Source organism: Micromonospora sp. DT46, assembly GCF_049841735.1.
Lineage (GTDB): Bacteria > Actinomycetota > Actinomycetes > Mycobacteriales > Micromonosporaceae > Micromonospora > Micromonospora reichwaldensis.
In genome coordinates, this window is the sequence record NZ_JBNCKW010000016.1 from 33,111 (window position 1) to 51,245 (window position 18,135).

The window sequence follows — 18,135 nt, forward strand, 5'->3', positions numbered from 1 at the left end:
TAGCAATGACCACATCGCCGGTGAAGAACAGTGCGCCTATCGGGCGTGCGACATTTGCCAACGACCCGGGACTGCTTTCGGACGTGCTGCGCCCGTACGCGAGGCCGAAGACCCAGTACCTCAAGTCCGCGACGGTCACCGTCGCCAACGGGCTGGCGAGCGCGGAGGGCGAGTTCGCCATCCCGTACCCGTGCTACATCGACGACACCGGTCACCTCAACTCGGTCGAGGTGAACATCTGCTTCAACCAGCTCATGTACTACCTGATCGCCAAGTGCGTCCAGGACCGGGCGGTGCCCGCGCTGGCCGCGTGGACGATGGAGGACTACTGGGCCAAGCAGCTGCCGGACATGCTCATCGCGAACTTCACCAGCAGGTTCCGCCGGCCGATCGACTCGTCGTCGTTCCACGGCGAGGTCTCCTTCGCCGAGTTCAGCGAGCGCAACCGCAGCAAGCCGGTCCAGATCATCGACATGCCCTGGCGCTTCTGGGACACCCAGGGTGGCGTCGCCGACGGCGAGGTACGGATGGCGCTGGTCAACCCGCCCGGCATGCGTTTCCAGGCCGACGCGGCGTGAGCCGCCTCCACCCGTACGTCCCCTGAGGAGGACCCCGGTGACTGTTCAGTTGCGCACCCTCGTCGACGTGGTGCGCAGGCACGCCGTCCAGCAGCCGGACGTCGTCGCCATGGTCTGCGAGGGCCGGCGCGTCGACTACGCCACCCTGCACCGCGTCAGCAACCAGGTCGCGCGCGCCCTCCAGGCGGCGGGCCTGCGCCCCGGGGACCGCATCGCCTACCTGGGCAGGGAGTCCGAGCACTACTACGAGCTGCTCTTCGGCGCCGCGAAGACGGGCGTGGTGCTGGTGCCGATCAACTGGCGGCTGGCCGCCGGCGAGGTCGAGCACATCCTGCGCGACTCGGGCGCGGCCCTGCTCTTCGTCGACTCGGACTCGGCCGCCGTCGCCGAGAAGCTGGCGGCGGAACTGCCGACGCTGACCGGGGTGGTCGGGCTCGACGAGCCGGGTGCCGCCGGGGCCGGCTTCACCGCCTGGGTGTCGGCGCAGCCGGACGCGAACGTGCTGGCCAGGGTCACCCCCGACACGCCGCTGGTGCAGATGTACACCAGCGGAACGACGGGCCTGCCGAAGGGCGTCGTCCTCGCGCACCGCAGCTTCTTCGCGGTACGCCAGGCGCTCGCCTCGGCGGAGCTGGACTGGATCGACTGGCGCGAGGGCGACGTCAGCCTCGTCGGCATGGCCGGTTTCCACATCGGCGGCCTGTGGTGGGCGACGCAGGGCTTCGTGTCGGGCGTGACGAACGTGGTGATGCGCGAGTTCACCACGGCGGGCGCGGTCGAGCTGATCAGGACGCTGCGCGTCACCACCGCCTGCCTGGTGCCCGCGATGCTGCGGCTGCTGCTGGCGGAGCCCGGCGTGTCGAAGGAGGACTTCACCTCGCTGCGCAAGGTGGTCTACGGTGGCGCGCCCATCTCGGCGGCGCTGCTGGCCCGCTGCGTCGAGGGCTTCGGCTGCGAGTTCGCCCAGATCTACGGGCTGACCGAGACCGGCAACACGGCCATCTGCCTGCCCCCGGCCGACCACACGCCGGACAGCGGGCGGATGCAGGCGGCGGGACGCCCCTACCCGGGCTTCGAGGTCAAGATCGCCGACAGCCGGGGCGAGCCGCTGCCGCCCGGCGAGATCGGCGAGGTCTGGTTGCGTACGCCGGCGGCGATGGTCGAGTACTGGAACCTGCCCGAGGCCACGGCGAAGACGCTCGTCGACGGCTGGGTCGTCACCGGTGACGCGGGGGTGCTGGACGAGGACGGCTACCTGTTCATCCGGGACCGGATCAAGGACATGATCATCGTGGCGGGGGAGAACGTCTACCCGGCGGAGGTCGAGCACGTCATCGGGCGCCACCCGCTGGTCGCCGAGTCGGCCGTCGTGGGCGTGCCGGACGAGCGCTGGGGCGAGGCCGTGCACGCGTTCGTGGTGCCGGTGGAGGGGCAGCAGCTCACCGAGAGTGACCTCGCCCTGCACCTGCGCGGCAAGCTCGCCGCCTTCAAGCAGCCCCTGCACTACGAGTTCATCGACCGGGTGCCCCGCAACCCCAGCGGCAAGATCCTGCGCCGCGAGCTGCGCGAGCGATTCTGGCAGGGTCACGAGCGCAGGGTGAGCTGATCGCGATGACCACCGAGCGCGAATGCCGCGCCCCCCTGCACCGGCTGCCCCGGCCGGCGCGGCGGCGCGGCGCCACGCTGCTCGACGCCCTCGCCGAGGTCGTCGCCATCCACCGCACGACGATCGCGGCGCCCGGCGGGACCGGACGCCGCGAACTCGTGGCACGGGGCGTCGCAGACCACGCGCGGGTCATGGGCGGCCCCGGCCGCGCACCCGACCTCGGCCTGGTCGACGAGGCCGTCCGCCCGGAGGACACCCGGGCCCGTCCCGTGTCCGCGCTCGCCGCCGGCCCCGTCCGGCGGCGCGGCGCGCACGGGCACATCCCGCTCTAGCACACGATCCCCCACCGGTCCGCCCTTGGAGTGACGTCGATGCCCGACAACGAGGAAAAGCTGCTCGACTACCTCAGGCGGACGACAGCGGAGCTGCGCGAGACGCGGCGGAAGCTGCGTGACGCGGAGGAGGCCGCGCACGAGCCCATCGCGATCGTCGGCATGGCGTGCCGGTATCCGGGGGGCGTGCGTACGCCGGAGGACCTGTGGGACCTGGTCGCCGCCGGACGCGACGGGATCGGCGGCTTCCCCACGGACCGGGGCTGGAACGTGGGGGAGCTGTACGACCCGACCCCAGGCACGCCGGGCCGGTCGTACACCCGCGAGGGTGGCTTCCTGCCCGACGCCGCGGACTTCGACGCCGAGTTCTTCGGGATCAGCCCGCGCGAGGCGTTGACCACGGACCCGCAGCAGCGGCTGCTGCTGGAGACCTCGTGGGAGGCGTTGGAGAACGCGGGCATCGACCCGGTGGGGCTGCGGGGCAGTGCCACCGGCGTGTTCGCCGGGATGATGTACCACGACTACACGGGCAACAGCTCCACGGGCTCGATCGCCTCGGGCCGGGTGGCGTACACGTTCGGGCTGGAGGGGCCGGCGGTCACCGTCGACACCGCCTGCTCGTCTTCCCTGGTAGCCCTGCACCTCGCCGGGCAGGCGCTGCGCAACGGCGAGTGCACGCTGGCGCTGGCCGGCGGCGTGACCGTGATGGCGACCCCGGAGACGTTCATCGAGTTCTCCCGGCAGCGCGGGCTGTCGCCGGACGGCCGCTGCAAGTCCTTCGCCGCCGCCGCCGACGGGACCGGCTGGTCCGAGGGCGTCGGCGTGCTCGTGCTGGAGCGGCTGTCGGACGCGCGGCGCAACGGCCACCGCGTGCTGGCGGTGGTCCGGGGCACGGCCGTCAACTCCGACGGGGCCTCGAACGGCCTGACCGCCCCGAACGGGCCGGCGCAGCAGCGGGTGATCCGGGCCGCGCTGGCCAACGCGCGGCTGTCGGCGAGCCAGGTCGACGTGGTCGAGGCGCACGGCACGGGCACCGTCCTGGGCGACCCGATCGAGGCGCAGGCGATCCTGGCCACCTACGGGCGGGACCGGGACCGGCCGCTCTGGCTGGGCTCGATCAAGTCGAACATCGGTCACACCCAGGCCGCGGCCGGCGTCGCCGGGCTGATCAAGATGGTGGGCGCGCTGCGGCACGGGCTGCTGCCGCGCACCCTGCACGTCGACGAGCCGTCCCCGAAGGTCGACTGGTCGGCGGGGGCGGTGTCGCTGCTGACCGAGCCGGTGGCGTGGCCCGCCGGCGACCGCCCGCGTCGTGCCGCCGTGTCGTCGTTCGGCATCAGCGGCACCAACGCGCACGTGGTGCTGGAGGAGCCCGAGCCGGCGGAGGCCCCCGAGCCGGTCGCCGCGGCCGAACCGCCGGTGATCCCCTGGGTCCTCTCCGGACGGACGCCGGAGGCGGTACGGGCGCAGGCCGCGCGCCTGGCCGGCGCGGTGGCGGGCCGCGATCCCGAGGACGCCGGGTTCGCCCTGGCCGTCGGGTTCACGCTGGCCGTCGGGCGCACCGCGTTCGAGCACCGCGCCGCGGTGGTGGGCCGCGACCTCGCGGAGCTGGTACGCGCGCTGGAGGCCGGCGTGCAGCCGACCCCCGCCGGCACGGGCGGGCGGCTCGCCTTCCTGTTCACCGGGCAGGGGGCGCAGCGGCCGGGCATGGGCGCCGAACTCGCCGCCGCGTACCCCGTCTTCGCCACCGCCTTCGACGAAGCCTGCGCCGCCCTCGACAAGCACCTCGACCGGCCCCTACGCGAGGTCATCGACACCGACGAGCTGCACCAGACCGGCTACACCCAGCCCGCCCTGTTCGCCTTCGAGGTCGCCCTGCACCGACTCCTCGAATCCTGGGGCGTCCACCCCCACGCCGTCGCCGGACACTCCATCGGCGAACTCGCCGCCGCCCACATCGCCGGCATCCTCGACCTCACCGACGCCGCCACCCTCGTCGCCGCCCGCGCCCGCCTCATGCAGGCCCTCCCCGCCGGCGGCGCCATGATCGCCGTCGAGGCCACCGAGGAACAGGTCACCCCCCACCTCACCGGCACCGTCGGCATCGCCGCCGTCAACACCGGCACCAACGTCGTCATCTCCGGCGACGAGGCCGCCACCCGCGCCGCCGCCGAGGCACTCGCCGCCCAGGGCCACCGCACGAAGCGCCTCACCGTCTCGCACGCCTTCCACTCCCACCTGATGGACCCCATACTCGACGACTACCGGGCCGTCGCCGCGTCCGTCACCCACCACGAACCCCGCATCCCCCTCGTCTCCACCGTCGACGGCCAACCACTGCGGCCCACCGCCGACCACTGGGTCGACCAGGTCCGCCAGGCCGTCCGCTTCCACGACGCCGTCACCACCCTCACCACCACCCACCACGTCGACACCTTCCTCGAGATCGGCCCCGACACCGTCCTCGCCACGGCCGCCGCCACCGGCGACGCCACCGCCATCGCCACCACCCGCCGAGGACAACCCGAGACGCACACGCTCACCAGGGCCGTCGCCGCACTCCACACCCGCGGCGTCCCGGTCGACTGGCCCACGTTCTTCGCCGGCGCCCGGACCACGGAGCTGCCGACGTACCCCTTCGAGCGCCAGCGGTACTGGGCGGAGAACGCCGCCGCGACCGGGGCGGCGAGCCGGCTCGGGCTCGCCGACACCGAGCACCCCCTGCTCGGCGCGGCCGTCGCGCTGCCCGACTTCGACGGCGTCGTCTACACCGGCCGGCTGTCGACCGGCACCCACCCGTGGCTCGCCGACCACGTCGTCGCGGGCGTCGTGCTCGTTCCCGGCGCGGCGCTCGTCGAACTCGCGGTGCACGCCGCGGACGCGGTCGGCTGCCCGGTGCTGGAGGAGCTGACCACGGTGGCCCCGCTGGTCCTGCCCGCCGACGGCGCGGTGCAACTGCGGTTGCGCGTCGGCGAGCCGGACGGGGAGGGCCGCCGCACCGTCGAGATCCACTCGCGCGGCGAGCACACCGAGAGCTGGACGGCGCACGCCACCGGACTCGTCGCCGCGGAAGCGGTCACCGCGCCCGACACCGTGACCGAGTGGCCCCCCGCCGACGCCCGGCCGGTCGACCTGACCGACGCCTACGACCGGCTCGCCGACTCCGGCTACGAGTACGGGCGGGCGTTCCGTGGCGTCACGGCGGTCTGGGAACGCGGCGACGAACTGTTCGCCGAGGTCACCCTCCCCGAGGCGGACGAGCGGTTCGCGCTGCACCCCGCCCTGCTGGACGCCGCGCTGCACGCCCCGCTGCTGGCCGACCCCGCCGGCACGGGCAACACCGTGCTCCCGTTCTCGTGGCAGCAGGTCGTGCTGCACGCCACGAACGCCACCGCCCTGCGGGTCCGCATCGCCCCCGTCGACTCCGGCTGGGCGATCACCGCGACCGACGGCACCGGCGCCCCCGTGGTGTCGGTGGGCAGGCTGGAGACCCGGCCGGTCGGCGCGCTCGACGCCCGCCCGACCCACCACGACTCGCTGTACGAGCTGACCTGGACCCCCGTGCCGGCAGCCCCAAGGCAGGACGGGGACGTACGGCTGCTCGACACGACCACGTTCCCGCCCGCCTCCGCCCCGGCGGACACCCCGGCCGGCGTCCGCGCCGCGCTGCACCGCGTCCTCGACGAGCTCACGTCCTGGCTGGCCGAACCCGCCGGCTCCCGCATCGTCGTGCGTACCCGCGGCGCGGTGGCCCTGCCCGGCGAGGACGTCACCGACCTCGCGGGCGCCGCCGTCTGGGGGTTCGTCCGCTCGGTCCAGGCCGAGCACCCCGACCGCGTCGTCCTGGTCGACGGCGACGTGCTGCTGGCCGACGACGAGCCGCAGCTCGTGGTCCGCGACGGCGTCCCGTACGCCGCCCGGCTGGCCCGGGCGGCCACCGCCGACCCCGTCGCCACGGACCTCGGCGCCGGGACGGTGCTGGTCTCCGGCGCGTCCGGCGCGTTGGGCGCGGTGGTGGCCCGGCACGTGGTGGCGGTGCACGGGGTGCGCGACCTGCTGCTGGTGTCCCGCCGTGGCGCGAGCGCCCCGGGCGCCGAGGAGCTGGCGGCGGAGCTGACCGCGTCGGGCGCGTCGGTGCGCTGGGCGGCCTGCGACGTGGCCGACCGGGACGCGGTGGCGAAGCTGGTCGCCGGCTGCGACCTGTCGGCGGTCGTGCACGTCGCCGGCGTGGTGGACGACGGTCTGCTGGCGTCGTTGTCGCCGGAGCGCCTCGACCGGGTGCTGGCGCCGAAGGTGGACGCGGCGTGGCACCTGCACGAGGTGACGGCCGGGACGCCCCTGTCGGCGTTCGTGGTGTTCTCGTCGGCGGCGGGCGTGTTCGGCAACGTGGGCCAGGCGGCGTACTCCGCCGCGAACGCGTTCCTCGACGCGCTTGTCGTGCGACGCCGGGCGGCCGGCCTGAGCGGGCAGTCCCTGGCGTGGGGCATGTGGGACGGGGGGATGGCGGGCGAGCTGACCGGCGCGGAGCGGCAGCGGCTGGCCCAGGCGGGCGTACGCGCCCTGCCGGTCGACGAGGGCCTGCGCCTCTTCGACGCCGCGCTCACCTGCGCCGCGCCGGTCCTCGTACCCATCGGGCTCGACCTCGGTGTGGTCGACGGTCCGCTCTACCGCGGCCTGGTCCGCCCCCGGACCCGGCGGGCGGCCTCCACCGGCGACGGCCTCGCCGCGCGCCTGGCCGGCCGGTCCGGACCGGAGTGCGCGGACCTGCTGCTGGACCTGGTCCGCACGAACGTCGCGACGGTGCTCGGGCACCGCGACCCCGACGCCGTCGACCCCGGTCGCGCCTTCACCGAGCTGGGCTTCGACTCGCTCGCCGCGCTGGAACTGCGCAACCAGCTCAACGCCGCGACCGGCCTGCGGTTGCCCGCCACCCTGACCTTCGACCGGCCCAACACCCGCGCGGTCGCGGAGCTGCTGTACGAGCGGCTCGTCCCCGACACCGGCAGCGACGGCGGGCTGCCGGAGGACGAGGTCCGCCGCATCCTGCTCGCCATCCCCCTCAGCCGGCTCCGGGACGCCGGCCTGATGGACAGCCTGCTCGAACTGGGCGGCGTCCGGGTCGCCGCCGCCGAGCCGGACGCCGCACCCAGCGGATCCATCGACGACATGGACGCCGACGCACTGATCAGCATGGCGCTCGCCGACCTCGGTGAAGCGACGACGGAAGCGGGGAGCTGACCACATGGCCAACTCGGAGGAGAAGCTCGTCACCGCGCTGCGGGCCTCGCTCAAGGAGAACGAGTGGCTGCGGGAGCAGAACCGCAAGCTCAACTCGACGCTGCGCGAGCCGATCGCCATCGTCGGCATGGCCTGCCGCTACCCGGGTGGGGTGCGGAACCCCGACGACCTGTGGGACCTCGTCGCCGCCGGCGGGGACGGCATCACCGGCTTCCCCACCGACCGCGGCTGGAACGTCGCGGAACTCTACGACCCCACGCCCGGCACGCCGGGGCGGTCGTACACCCGCGAGGGCGGCTTCCTGCACGACGCGGCCCAGTTCGACCCGGAGTTCTTCGGGATCAGCCCGCGCGAGGCGTTGACGATGGACCCGCAGCAGCGGCTGCTGCTGGAGACCTCGTGGGAGGCCCTCGAGAACGCCGGCATCGACCCGACCGGGCTGCGCGGCAGCGACACGGGCGTCTTCGCCGGGATGATGTACCACGACTACGCGGAGAACAACGCCACCGGCGCGATCGCCTCCGGCCGGGTGGCGTACACCTTCGGGCTGGAGGGGCCCGCCGTCACCGTCGACACCGCGTGCTCGTCGTCGCTGGTGGCCCTGCACCTGGCCGTGCAGGCCCTGCGCAACGGCGAGTGCTCGCTCGCGCTCGCCGGCGGGGTCACCGTGATGGCGACCCCGGAGACCTACGTCGCGTTCTCCAAGCAGCGCGGGCTGTCGCCGGACGGCCGGTGCAAGTCCTTCGCCGCCGCCGCCGACGGCACCGGCTTCGCCGAGGGCGTCGGCATGCTGATCGTGGAGCGGCTCTCCGACGCCCGGCGCAACGGGCACCAGGTGCTCGGCGTCGTCCGCGGGACGGCGGTCAACCAGGACGGCGCCTCCAACGGCCTGACCGCCCCGAACGGGCCGGCGCAGCAGCGGGTCATCCAGGCGGCGCTGGCCAACGCGCGGCTGTCGGCCAACCAGATCGACGTGGTCGAGGCGCACGGCACCGGCACCACCCTGGGCGACCCGATCGAGGCGCAGGCCATCCTCGCCACCTACGGCCAGGACCGGGACCGGCCGCTGTGGCTCGGCTCGGTCAAGTCCAACATCGGTCACACCCAGGCCGCCGCCGGCGTCGGCGGCATCATCAAGATGGTGCTCGCCATGCGGCACCGGCTGCTGCCGAAGACGCTGCACGTGGACGCCCCCAGCGACCAGGTCGACTGGACCGAGGGCTCGGTCGACCTGCTGACCGAGGCCGTCGCCTGGCCCCGGGGCGCGGAGCCGGCCCGCGCCGGCGTCTCGTCGTTCGGCGTGAGCGGCACCAACGCCCACGTGATCATCGAGGAGCCGCCCGCGCCGGAGGCCGCGCAGCCCACCGTGGCGGCGACCGGGCCGGTGCCCTGGGTGGTGTCCGGCCGTACGCCCGAGGCCCGGCGCGAGCAGGCGGCCCGGCTGGCAGCCCACCTCGACCTGCACCCCGCCGCCCCGGCCGACGTCGCCGCCGCCCTGGCGACCCGCGCCCGGTTCGAGCACCGGGCGGTCGTGGTCGGCGCGGACCCCGCCGAGCTGCGGGCCGGCCTGGCCGCCGTCGCGGCGGACGAACCCGGGCCGACCGTCGCCACCGGCGCCGTGCTGGGCGACGAGCCCCGGGTCGTCTTCATGTTCCCCGGCCAGGGCTCGCAGTGGGCGGGCATGGCCGTCGAGCTGATGGACACCGCCGAGGTGTTCGCGGACCGGATGGACGAGTGCGCGCGGGCCGTCGACGCGTTCACCGACTGGTCGCTGCTGGACGTCGTCCGGGGCGTGCCCGGCGCGCCGTCGCTCGACCGGGTGGACGTGGTGCAGCCCGTGCTGTTCGCCGTGATGGTGTCGCTCGCGGCGCTGTGGCGCTCGTACGGCGTGCGGCCCGCCGCCGTGGTGGGGCACTCGCAGGGCGAAATCGCCGCCGCCGTCGTCGCCGGCGCGCTCACCCTCGACGACGGCGCCCGCGTGGTCGCGCTGCGCAGCCGGGCGATCGCCGCCGGCCTCGCCGGTCGCGGCGGCATGGCCTCGGTGGCGGCGCCCCGGGCGGACGTGGAGGCGCTGCTCGCCCGGTGGGGCGAGCGGATCTCCGTCGCGGCGGTCAACGGTCCCGCCGCCACCGTCGTCTCCGGCGAGCCCGACGCCCTCGCCGAGCTGCTGGCCGCGTGCGAGGCCGACGGCGTGCGGATGCGGATGATCCCCGTGGACTACGCCTCGCACTCCGCGCAGGTCGAGACCATCCGGGACGAGCTGCTGCACGTCCTCGCCGACGTCCGGCCGCGAAGCGCCGACGTGCCGCTGTACTCCACGCTCACCGGCGAGGTCGTCGACACCGCGACCCTCGACGCCGACTACTGGTACGCGAACCTGCGCGGCACGGTCCGGTTCGAGGACGCCATCGACCGCCTGCTCGCCGACGGGCACGACGTCCTCGTGGAGATCAGCCCCCACCCCGTGCTCGGCATGGGGGTACGCGAGATCCTGGACCGCGCCGACGCCCCGGCCGCGCTCGTCGGCTCGCTGCGGCGCGACGAGGGCGGCCTGTCGCGCTTCCTGCTCTCCCTGGCCGAGGCGTACGTGCGCGGGGTCGCCGTCGACTGGTCCCCGCACACCCGCGGCGTCCCGGCCCCGCTGCCGACGTACGCGTTCCAGCACCAGCGGTACTGGCAGCTCGCGGCGGCGTCCGCCGTGGACGCCCGCGGCCTCGGCATCGACGTCGTCGGCCACCCGCTGCTCGGCGCCGCGCTCACCGTCCCGGAACGGGACCTCGTCGTGCTCGCCGGCCGGATCAGCCTGGAGACGCACCCGTGGCTGGCCGACCACGCCGTCCTGGACACCGTCCTGCTGCCCGGCACGGCGCTTGTCGAACTGGCCGTCCGCGCCGGCGACGAGGTCGGCTGCCCGGCCGTCGAGGAACTCGTCATCACCGCCCCGCTCGTCGTGCCGGCACACGGCGGGGTGGCCCTGCGGCTCACCGTCGAGGCACCGGACGAGCACGGCCGCCGCGCGCTCGGCGTCTACGGGCAGACCGACACCGAGGCGAGGATCGGCATGTGGACCCGGCACGCCACCGGTGTCCTCGCCGCCGCCGCGACAGCGGGGGAGCACCTCACCGAGTGGCCGCCCGCCGACGCGCTGGCCGTCGACCTCGGCGACCTGTACGACCGGCTCGCCGGGCTCGGCCTGCGGTACGGCCCGGTGTTCCAGGGCCTGCGGGCCGCGTGGCGGCGCGGCGACGAGACGTACGCCGAGGTGGCCCTGCCGCAGGGCGTCGACGTCGACGGGTTCGGCCTGCACCCGGCGCTGTTCGACGTCGCCCTGCACGCGCTCGCCGCGGACGTCGGGGACGGGGCGGCGAAGCTGCCGTTCTCGTGGAACGGCGTGACGCTGCACGGGGCCGGCGCGACGAGCCTGCGCGTCCGGCTCACCAGGACGGGGGCGGACAGCGCGGCCCTGCTCCTCGCGGACCACACGGGCGCCCCGGTCGCCTCCGTGGCGGCGCTCACCGTACGCACGGTGGCCCCGCAGGCGCTCAAGGGACGCAGCGGCTTCGTCGAGTCGCTGTTCCGGCTGGAGCACGTGCCGCTGCCCGCCGGCCGGGGCGAGCGCGGCACGTGGCAGACGCTGGGCGACACGGCGGTCTTCGGCGCGCCGCCGGTGGCGCTGGCCGACGTGGCCGCCGACACGCTCTTCCTGCCGTGCTTCTCCGACGCGCCCGGCATCGCCGCGGTGCCCGACCTCACGGCGTACGCGCTGAGCACGATCCAGCAGTGGCTCGCCGATCCCCGCCAGGCCGAGACCAGGCTCGTCGTGGTGACCCGCCCGGACGACCTCGCCGGCGCGGCGGTGCACGGCCTGGTCCGCTCCGCGCAGGCGGAGAACCCGGAGCGGATCGTCCTGCTGGAGGCCGACGACACCGCCGACGAACTGGTGGCGGCGGCGCTGGCGACGGGCGAGCCGGTGCTCACCGTCCGCGACGGCGTGGTGCGCGCGCCCCGCCTGGCCCGGGTGCCCGAGCAGGACGTCGCCGGGCCGGCGGTGTTCGGCCCGGACAGCCGGGTGCTCGTCACCGGCGGCACCGGCTCCCTGGGCGGGCTGGTCGCCCGCCACCTGGTCACCGGGCACGGCGTACGCGACCTCGTGCTGACCAGCCGCCGCGGCCTCGCCGCCGCCGGCGCGGAGGAACTGCGCGACGAACTCGCCGAGCTGGGCGCGACCGTGACGGTGCTGGCGTGCGACGTCGCCGACCGCGACCAGGTCGCGGCGCTGCTGGCGGACCACCCGGTCACCGGCGTCGTGCACACGGCGGGCGTGATGGGCGACGCCACCATCGCCACGCTCACCCCCGACCAGTTGGCCGCGGTGCTGCGACCCAAGGTGGACGCGGCCTGGCACCTGCACGAGCTGGCCGGGGACGTCACCGCCTTCGTGCTGTTCTCCTCGGCCGCCGGCATCTTCGGCAGCCCCGGCCAGGGCGCCTACGCCGCCGCGAATGCGCTGCTCGACGCGCTCGCGGCGCGGCGCCGGGCCGCGGGACTGCCCGCCCACTCGCTCGCCTGGGGGCTGTGGGCCGAGCGCAGCGAGATGACCGCCGACGTGGGCGGCGCGCAGCTGGGCCGGATGGCGCGCAGCGGCATGAGCGAGCTGTCCAGCAAGGACGGCCTGGCCCTGTTCGACGCCGCGGTCCGGTCGGCCGACGCGCTGCTCGCGCCGGTGCCGGTGGACCTCGCCGCGTTCGGCCGCGACGACCGGGAACCGCCGGAGCTGCTGCGCGGCCTGGTCCGCGCCCCGGCCCGCCGGGCGGTGGGCGGCTCCTCCCTCGCCCAGCGGCTGGCCGAGGTGCCCGGCGAGCGCTGGGCCGAGGTCGTGCTGGAGGTGGTGCTCACCCGGGTCGCGTCCGTCCTCGGCTACGCCCGGGCGGACAAGCTGCCGGCCGGACGCCCCTTCAAGGAACTGGGCTTCGACTCGCTCACCGCGCTCGACCTGCGCAACCAGCTCGGCGTGGCGACCGGGCTGCGGCTGCCGGCGACCCTGGTGTTCGACTACCCGACGCCGGAGGCGCTGGCCGGCTACCTGGTGTCGCAGTTGGCCGGCGGGCGGACCGCGACGGCGGACGTCGCCGTGACCCGGCACGACCACGAGCCGGTCGCGATCGTCGGCATGGCCTGCCGCTTCCCCGGCGACGTGCGTACGCCCGAGGACCTGTGGCGGCTGCTGGTCGGCGGCGGCGACGCGATCGGGCCGTTCCCCGGCAACCGGGGATGGAACCTCGACGCGCTCTTCGACCCCGACCCGGACACGTCGGGCACCAGCTACGTCGACCAGGGCGGCTTCCTCCACGACGCGGCCCACTTCGACCCCGGCTTCTTCGGCATCTCCCCGCGCGAGGCGCTGGCGATGGACCCGCAGCAGCGGCTGCTGCTGGAGACCTCGTGGGAGGCGCTGGAGCGGGCCGGCATCGACCCGACCAGGCTGCGCGGCAGCCGGACCGGGGTGTACGCGGGCGTCATGTACAACGACTACGGCACCGTGCTGAGCGCCTCCGCCGAGTCGGTCGACGGGTTCCTCTCCACCGGCAACTCCGGCGGCGTCATCTCCGGCCGGATCTCGTACACGCTCGGGCTGGAGGGCCCGACGATGACCGTCGACACCGCCTGCTCGTCGTCGCTGGTCGCCCTGCACCTCGCCATCTCCGCGCTGCGCAACGGGGAGTGCTCCCTCGCGCTCGCCGGTGGCGTGTCGGTGATGTCGACGCCGGGCACCTTCCTGGAGTTCTCCCGGCAGCGCAACCTCGCCCCCGACGGGCGGTGCAAGTCGTTCGCGGGCGCGGCCGACGGCACGTCGCTCTCCGAGGGCGTCGGCGTGCTGGTGGTCGAGCGGCTCTCCGACGCCCGGCGCCACGGGCACCCCGTACTGGCCGTGGTGCGCGGCTCGGCCGTCAACTCCGACGGCGCCTCCAACGGGCTCACCGCACCCAACGGGCCGTCGCAGCAGCGGGTGATCCGGGCCGCCCTGGCCGACGCGCGGCTGTCGCCGTCCGAGGTCGACGTGGTCGAGGCGCACGGCACCGGCACCACCCTGGGCGACCCGATCGAGGCGCAGGCCGTCCTCGCCACGTACGGCCAGGACCGGGCCACGCCCGTGCTGCTCGGTTCGGTCAAGTCGAACCTCGGGCACACGCAGGCCGCCGCCGGGGTCGCCGGCATCATGAAGATGGTGCTGGCGCTGCGGCACGGCGTGCTCCCGCAGACCCTGCACGTGGACGAGCCCTCGCCGCACGTGGACTGGTCCGCCGGCGCGGTACGCGTCGCCTCGGAGTCCGTCCCGCTCACCGCCGCCGACCGCCCGCTGCGGGCCGCCGTGTCGTCCTTCGGCATCAGCGGCACCAACGCCCATGTCGTACTGGAGCAGGCCGACCCGGCGCCGCCGGCCGACGAGCCGGCCGTGCCGTTCACGCCGTGGCTGCTCTCGGCGCGGACCGAGGAGGGGCTGCGGGAGCAGATCCCGCGGCTGCGCGCCCACGTCGCCGCCGACCCGACGCTGCGCCCGGTCGACGTCGCGTACACCCTCGCCACCGGGCGGGCCGGGTTCGCGCACCGCGCGGTGCTGCTCGGCGACGAGGTGGTGACCGGCACGGCCGACGGCGGGAAGCTCGCCATGGTCTTCACCGGTCAGGGGTCGCAGCGGGTCGGCATGACGGCGGAGCTGATGGCCTTCCCCGCGTTCGCGGCGGCGTTCGACGAGGTGTGCGGGGAACTGGACCGGCACTTGGAGCGGCCGTTGCGGGAGGTGTTGGGCTCCGAGGAGGTGCATCAGACGGGGTGGGCGCAGCCGGCGTTGTTCGCGGTGGAGGTGGCGCTGTTCCGGTTGTTCGAGTCGTGGGGGGTGCGGCCGGACTTCGTGGCGGGGCACTCGATCGGTGAGTTGGCGGCGGCGCACGTGGCGGGGGTCTGGTCGCTGGCCGACGCCGCGAAGGTCGTCGCGGCGCGGGGCCGGCTGATGCAGGCGCTGCCGACCGGTGGCGCGATGGTGGCGGTACGTGCCACCGAGGACGAGGTCGTCCCGCTGCTCTCCGACGCCGTGGCGATCGCCGCCGTGAACGGGCCGGAGTCGGTGGTGCTCTCCGGCGACGAGACCGCCACCCTGGCCGTGGCCGAGAAGCTGTCGGGGAAGGGCCGCAGGGCGCGGCGGCTGACCGTGTCGCACGCGTTCCACTCGCCGCTGATGGACCCCATGCTCGACGAGTACCGCGCGGTGGTGGCCCAGGTGGACTGCCGGGAGCCGGCCGTCGCGCTGGTCTCGACCGTCACGGGCGAGCCCACCACGCTGGACGCCGAGCACTGGGTGCGGCAGGTGCGCGAACCGGTCCGGTACGCCGACGCGGTCGCCACGCTGGCCGCGTCCGGGGCCACCACCTTCCTGGAGATCGGCCCCGACGCGGTGCTGACCGCGCTCGGGCGCAACGTGGCCGACGGCGAGTGGATCCCGGCGTGCCGCAAGGGCCGCGCCGAGCCCGAGACCGTGGCCACCGCGCTCGCCCGGCTCGCGGTGCGCGGCACGCCCGTCGACTGGCCCTCGGTGGTGCCGGGGCGGACCGTCGAACTGCCTACGTCCGCGTTCCAGCACCAGCCGTACTGGCCCCGGCCGGGGGCCGGCACCGGCGACGCGAGCGGGCTGGGCCAGACGCGGGCGAACCACCCGCTGCTGGGCGCGGCGGTCGAGCTGCCGGACGGCGGCGCGGTCTTCACCGGCCGCCTCGCGCTGACCACCCACCCGTGGCTGGCCGACCACGCGGTGGCGGACCTGGTGCTGCTGCCCGGTGCGGCGCTGGTCGAGCTGGCGGCCCACACCGGCCGCGAGGTCGGCTGCCCGCGCGTCGAGGAGCTGACGTTGGAGGCGCCGCTCGTACTGCCGGACTCCGGCGGCGTCCAGGTGCGGGTGACGGTGGGCGAACCGGCGTCGGACGGCGGCCGGGAGGTGGGCGTCCACTCGCGGACCGAGGACGGGGACGGGTGGACCACCCACGCGGTGGGCCGGCTGACCCCGGCCGGGGCCGCCGGCGCCGACCTGCGCGCCTGGCCGCCGGACGCGGAGCCGGTCGACGTCTCCACGGCCTACGACGACCTGTTCGCGCGCGGCCTGCGCTACGGCCCGGTCTTCCAGGGCCTGACCGCGGCGTGGCGGCGCGGCGACGAGGTGTTCGCGGAGCTCACCCTGCCCGAGCAGGCCCACGACGACGCCGGCCGCTTCGGCCTGCACCCGGCGCTGCTGGACGCCGTCCTGCACGCGGTGGCGTCGACCGGCGACGGCGACCCGGTGCTGCCGTTCTCGTGGCGCGGATTCACCGTGCACGCGGCGGGCGCCGACCGGCTGCGGGCCCGGATCGTGCCGGGCGACGGCACGGCGGCCATCACCCTGGCCGACGCGACCGGCGCCCCGGTGGCCTCCGTCGAGGCGCTGGCGGTACGCCCGGTGTCGCCCGAACAGCTGGCGGCGCTGCGCCGCGACCGGCACGAGTCGCTGCTGCGCCTGGACTGGACGCCGCTGACCGGGACGCCCCGGCCGCGCACCCTCGCGGTGCTCGGGGAGCGGATCGACGGCCTCGACGCGACCGCGTACCCGGACCTGGCGGCCCTCGCCGTCGCCGTCGACGCCGGCGCCGCGGTGCCCGAGGTGGTGGTGGCGCGGTGCGCCCCGGACCGGGGCGTAGCGGAGGACGCGCGGGCCCGTGCGGCCACCCACCAGATCCTCGCCCTGGCGCAGAAGTGGCTCGCCGACGAGCGGTTCGCCGCCGCCCGCCTCGCCGTCCTGACCGGTGGCGCGGTGGCCACCCGGCCCGAGGACGACGTCACCGACCTCGCCGGGGCGGCGGCCTGGGGCCTGGTCCGCTCCGCCCAGTCCGAACACGGCGACCGGTTCGTCCTGGTCGACGTCGACGACGACCGGGCCGCCGGGACCGGTCTGTCGGCCGCGCTCGGCTCCGACGAGCCGCAGCTCGCCGTCCGCGGCGCCGACGTCCTGGTGCCCCGCCTGGCGCGGGCCGGCGCCACCGACGAGACCGCCGCGACCGCGTTCGAGGGGACCGTCCTGGTCACCGGCGCCACCGGCGCGCTCGGCCGGCTCGTCGCCCGGCACCTGGTCACCCGGCACGGCGTACGCGAGCTGTTGCTGGTCAGCCGCAGCGGCCCCGCCGCCGAGGGCGCGGCCGAGCTGCGCGACGAACTCGTCGCACTGGGGGCCGAGGTCACCGTCGCCGCGTGCGACGTCGCCGACCGGGCCGCCCTCGCCGGGCTGCTGGCGGCGCACCCGGTGCGCGGGGTGGTGCACACGGCCGGCGTCGTCGACGACGCCGTCATCTCCTCGCTCACCCCTGAGCGGGTCGACCGGGTGCTGCGGCCCAAGGTCGACGCCGCGACGAACCTGCACGAGCTGACCGGGGACCTGACCGCGTTCGTGCTGTTCTCGTCGGCCTCCGGGGTGCTCGGCGGCCCCGGCCAGGGCAACTACGCCGCCGGCAACGCCTATCTGGACGCGCTCGCCCAGCACCGGCGGGCGAACGGCCTGCCGGCCGTGTCGCTGGCCTGGGGCCGCTGGGAGCAGGCGGGCATGGCGGAGCAGCTGACCGAGGCCGACCTGCGGCGCATGTCGCGCTCCGGCGTCGGCGCGCTCCCCGTCGAGGAGGCGCTGGAGCTCTTCGACGCGGCGCTGCACACCGGGGGCATGGTGGCGCCCATCAAGCTCGACCACCGGGCCCTGCGGGAACGCGCCGTCGCGGGCATGGTGCCACCGGTGCTGAGCGGGCTGGTCCGGGTGCCCGCCAGGCGTACGGCCGGCGCCGACGCGGGAGCGGCCGACGCGCTGCGGCAGCGGCTCGCCGGCCGGGACGCCGAGGAGGCCGAGGCGATCCTGCTCGACCTGGTGCGTACCCAGGTGGCGGGGGTGCTGGCCTACCCGGACCCCGGCGCGGTCGCCGCCGACCGGCCGTTCAACGAGCTCGGCTTCGACTCGCTCACCGCGGTCGAGCTGCGCAACCGGGTGAACGCGGCGACCGGGCTGCGACTGCCCGCGACGCTGGTGTTCGACCACCCCACGTCGAAGGCCCTCGCCGCGTACCTGCGGGCCGAACTCTCCGGCGAGGCGGGCGACACCAACGCGGTGCTGGCCGCGTTCGCCGAACTCGACCGCCTCGAGGCGGTCCTGTCGGACGTCGACGAGCAGTCCCGCACCCGGCTGACGCTGCGGCTGCGCGACGTGCTCTCGAAGCTGGGCGGCGAGCCGGCGTCCACCGGCAACGACATCGATTCCGCGACCGACGACGAGGTCTTCGCTCTCATCGACAGCGAGCTGGGGATCTCATGACAGTGCGAGGAG

At 75.4% G+C, this 18,135-nt stretch carries 4 protein-coding genes and 1 pseudogene; all 5 read left to right on the forward strand.

Annotated elements, in window-relative coordinates; translation table 11 throughout:
* The first annotated feature begins 5 nt into the window (after positions 1-5).
* The 5 genes and pseudogenes from ACLQ20_RS30610 (at position 6) to ACLQ20_RS30630 (ending at position 18,123) form a co-directional block, all read left to right on the forward strand.
* Positions 6-578: an FcoT family thioesterase gene (locus ACLQ20_RS30610; protein WP_151452495.1), complete on the forward strand. Its 573-nt coding sequence runs from the start codon at positions 6-8 to the stop codon at positions 576-578.
* 37 nt (positions 579-615) lie between these two features.
* Positions 616-2,184 (forward strand): fatty acid--CoA ligase, encoded by a 1,569-nt coding sequence (locus ACLQ20_RS30615; RefSeq protein WP_225851891.1) that lies wholly within the window; start codon positions 616-618, stop codon positions 2,182-2,184.
* Positions 2,185-2,189: 5 nt separating this feature from the next.
* The gene (locus ACLQ20_RS30620; protein ID WP_425858294.1) at positions 2,190-2,516 is read left to right on the forward strand and encodes a hypothetical protein; all 327 of its coding nucleotides are present in this window, start codon (positions 2,190-2,192) and stop codon (positions 2,514-2,516) included.
* 51 nt (positions 2,517-2,567) lie between these two features.
* Positions 2,568-7,754 (forward strand): annotated as a pseudogene (locus ACLQ20_RS30625) (type I polyketide synthase); the annotation flags it as partial.
* Positions 7,755-7,758: 4 nt separating this feature from the next.
* Positions 7,759-18,123: an SDR family NAD(P)-dependent oxidoreductase gene (locus ACLQ20_RS30630; protein ID WP_425858296.1), complete on the forward strand. Its 10,365-nt coding sequence runs from the start codon at positions 7,759-7,761 to the stop codon at positions 18,121-18,123.
* Positions 18,124-18,135: the final 12 nt, after the last annotated feature.